We start from the raw sequence: 3,856 nt of genomic DNA on the forward strand, positions 1-3,856 counted from the left end.
AACAGTTTGGGTGGTTAGTATTATCAGTTCAATATGGGCGGTTCTTCACCGGTACGGGAATATCAACCCGTTGTCCATCGACTACGCCTGTCGGCCTCGCCTTAGGTCCCGACTTACCCAGGGCAGATTAGCTTGACCCTGGAACCCTTGATCATTCGGCGGACGGGTTTCTCACCCGTCTTTCGCTACTCATGCCTGCATTCTCACTCGTGTAGGCTCCACCGCTAGTTCACACTGCGGCTTCAATGCCTACACGACGCTCCCCTACCACTCCAAACCCCTGAACCAAAGGACGAACCTACTGGCTTGGGTAATGTTTGAAATCCACAACTTCGGCGGTGTACTTGAGCCCCGCTACATTGTCGGCGCGGAATCACTTGACCAGTGAGCTATTACGCACTCTTTTAAGGATGGCTGCTTCTAAGCCAACCTCCTGGTTGTCTAAGCAATCCCACATCCTTTCCCACTTAGCACACGCTTAGGGGCCTTAGTTGGTGGTCTGGGCTGTTTCCCTCTCGACTATGAAGCTTATCCCCCACAGTCTCACTGCTACGCTCTGACTTACCGGCATTCGGAGTTTGGCTGACGTCAGTAACCTTGTAGGGCCCATTAGCCATCCAGTAGCTCTACCTCCGGTAAGAAACACGCAACGCTGCACCTAAATGCATTTCGGGGAGAACCAGCTATCACGAAGTTTGATTGGCCTTTCACCCCTACCCACAGCTCATCCCCTCCATTTTCAACTGAAGTGGGTTCGGTCCTCCACGCGCTCTTACACGCGCTTCAACCTGGCCATGGGTAGATCACTTCGCTTCGGGTCTAGATCACGCCACTACGATCGCCCTATTCAGACTCGCTTTCGCTACGGCTTCCCCACACGGGTTAACCTCGCGACGTAACACTAACTCGCAGGCTCATTCTTCAAAAGGCACGCCATCACAAGAACAACTACACCAAAGTGCACGCTTGCTCTGACGGATTGTAAGCACACGGTTTCAGGTACTATTTCACTCCCCTCCCGGGGTACTTTTCACCTTTCCCTCACGGTACTTGTCCGCTATCGGTCATTAGGTAGTATTTAGGCTTATCAGGTGGTCCTGACAGATTCACACGGGATTTCTCGGGCCCCGTGCTACTTGGGATACTCACCTAAGGGAGTGCACTGCATTTCAGTTACGGGACTCTCACCCTCTACGGTCGGCCATTCAAAACCGTTCACCTATACATGCACCATTCCCCTCAACGAACCGGCAGATCCGTCACGGTAAATCCCACAACCCCGCACCATGCAACGCCCGCCGGCTATCACACATGACACGGTTTAGCCTGTTCCGCGTTCGCTCGCCACTACTAACGGAATCACTTTTGTTTTCTCTTCCTGTGGGTACTGAGATGTTTCACTTCCCCACGTTCCCTCCACACATCCTATATATTCAGATGCAGGTCACCACCTCGTCTTGCAACGGGTAGCGGGGTTCCCCCATTCGGACACCCTCGGATCAAAGTTTGGTTATCAACTCCCCGAGGCTTATCGCAGATTCCTACGTCCTTCTTCGGCTCCTAATGCCAAGGCATCCACCGTGTGCCCTTAAAAACTTGACTACACACATGTAATCAACACTTACTTATCGAGAGAACCATGAAAACCAACACCACCACACCCCGAAAGGCGCAACAGCATCAGATCCAGGTTCAAATTATCTCAAAGAAATTGCTTCTTTATAAAGATGCTCGCGTTCACTATGTAGTTCTCAAACAACAACCCCACCACACACCTACACCCACCACGTCCAACACACAAAAAATGTGTGTCACACCGTGACCGGTTCGGTTATGTGCAGGAAACCAGGCACAACACAACCACCATTTACATGGTGGTCGTTGTTGTTCCAGGACCCAACAGTGTGCCAAACACTACCCACCAGAACACAACAATCCTTGATGAACTTTTCCTCCCAACCCGTAAGGGTTGGTGTACTCGGTTCAGATCGCCATGTGCCAGCAGGCACCTATTTTATTGATATTCCACCCTTGAGCAACTCACCCAGGAACGAATGTCCTGGCAATGAGTCTTTACTCCTCACACCCACAACAACCATCCATGCGGATGATGTTCAGGTGTTTGGTGCTCCTTAGAAAGGAGGTGATCCAGCCGCACCTTCCGGTACGGCTACCTTGTTACGACTTAGTCCCAATCGCCAGTCCCACCTTCGACAGCTCCCTCCCCACAAGGGGGTTAGGCCACCGGCTTCGGGTGTTACCAACTTTCGTGACTTGACGGGCGGTGTGTACAAGGCCCGGGAACGTATTCACCGCAGCGTTGCTGATCTGCGATTACTAGCGACTCCGACTTCATGGGGTCGAGTTGCAGACCCCAATCCGAACTGAGACCGGCTTTTTGGGATTAGCTCCACCTCACAGTATCGCAACCCATTGTACCGGCCATTGTAGCATGCGTGAAGCCCAAGACATAAGGGGCATGATGATTTGACGTCGTCCTCACCTTCCTCCGAGTTGACCCCGGCAGTCTCCTATGAGTCCCCACCATTACGTGCTGGCAACATAGAACGAGGGTTGCGCTCGTTGCGGGACTTAACCCAACATCTCACGACACGAGCTGACGACAACCATGCACCACCTGTAAACCGACCGCAAGCGGGGCACCTGTTTCCAGGTATTTCCAGTTCATGTCAAGCCTTGGTAAGGTTCTTCGCGTTGCATCGAATTAATCCGCATGCTCCGCCGCTTGTGCGGGCCCCCGTCAATTCCTTTGAGTTTTAGCCTTGCGGCCGTACTCCCCAGGCGGGGCACTTAATGCGTTAGCTACGGCGCGGAAAACGTGGAATGTCCCCCACACCTAGTGCCCAACGTTTACGGCATGGACTACCAGGGTATCTAATCCTGTTCGCTCCCCATGCTTTCGCTCCTCAGCGTCAGTTAATGCCCAGAGACCTGCCTTCGCCATCGGTGTTCCTCCTGATATCTGCGCATTTCACCGCTACACCAGGAATTCCAGTCTCCCCTACATCACTCTAGTCTGCCCGTACCCACCGCAGATCCGGGGTTGAGCCCCGGACTTTCACGGCAGACGCGACAAACCGCCTACGAGCTCTTTACGCCCAATAATTCCGGATAACGCTTGCGCCCTACGTATTACCGCGGCTGCTGGCACGTAGTTAGCCGGCGCTTCTTCTGCAAGTACCCTCAACCAACAAAAATGCTGGCCTTGTTCCCTACTGAAAGAGGTTTACAACCCGAAGGCCGTCATCCCTCACGCGGCGTCGCTGCATCAGGCTTTCGCCCATTGTGCAATATTCCCCACTGCTGCCTCCCGTAGGAGTCTGGGCCGTGTCTCAGTCCCAGTGTGGCCGGTCACCCTCTCAGGCCGGCTACCCGTCGTCGCCTTGGTGAGCCATTACCTCACCAACAAGCTGATAGGCCGCGAGTCCATCCAAAACCAATAAATCTTTCAACAAACCACCATGCGGTGAAATGTCAATATCCAGTATTAGACCTCGTTTCCAAGGCTTATCCCAGAGTTAAGGGCAGGTTACTCACGTGTTACTCACCCGTTCGCCACTAATCCCCCCGCAAGCGGGGTTCATCGTTCGACTTGCATGTGTTAAGCACGCCGCCAGCGTTCATCCTGAGCCAGGATCAAACTCTCCGTTAATAACTAAACAGACACACACAAACCCACCGGAAAAAGGTGAAGAAAGTGTGCACTAAATTCGAAACCAGCTAAACGGTTCCGTCATCACCACAGGGGCGGCAACAACAAAACCAAATAACCAATTCAATATAAATAAATTGGTATCAATAAAACTTGGCACACTATTGAGTTCTCAAACAACAA

General features: G+C 52.6%; 2 rRNA genes. Both read right to left on the reverse strand.

Features of this window, described 5'->3' with window-relative positions:
- Positions 1-1,602, reverse strand: a 23S ribosomal RNA gene (locus CVS28_RS19305); the annotation flags it as partial.
- A gap of 534 nt (positions 1,603-2,136) precedes the next feature.
- Positions 2,137-3,673 (reverse strand): 16S ribosomal RNA (locus CVS28_RS19310).
- Positions 3,674-3,856: the final 183 nt, after the last annotated feature.

It is taken from the genome of Arthrobacter glacialis (assembly GCF_002909415.1).
GTDB lineage: Bacteria > Actinomycetota > Actinomycetes > Actinomycetales > Micrococcaceae > Specibacter > Specibacter glacialis.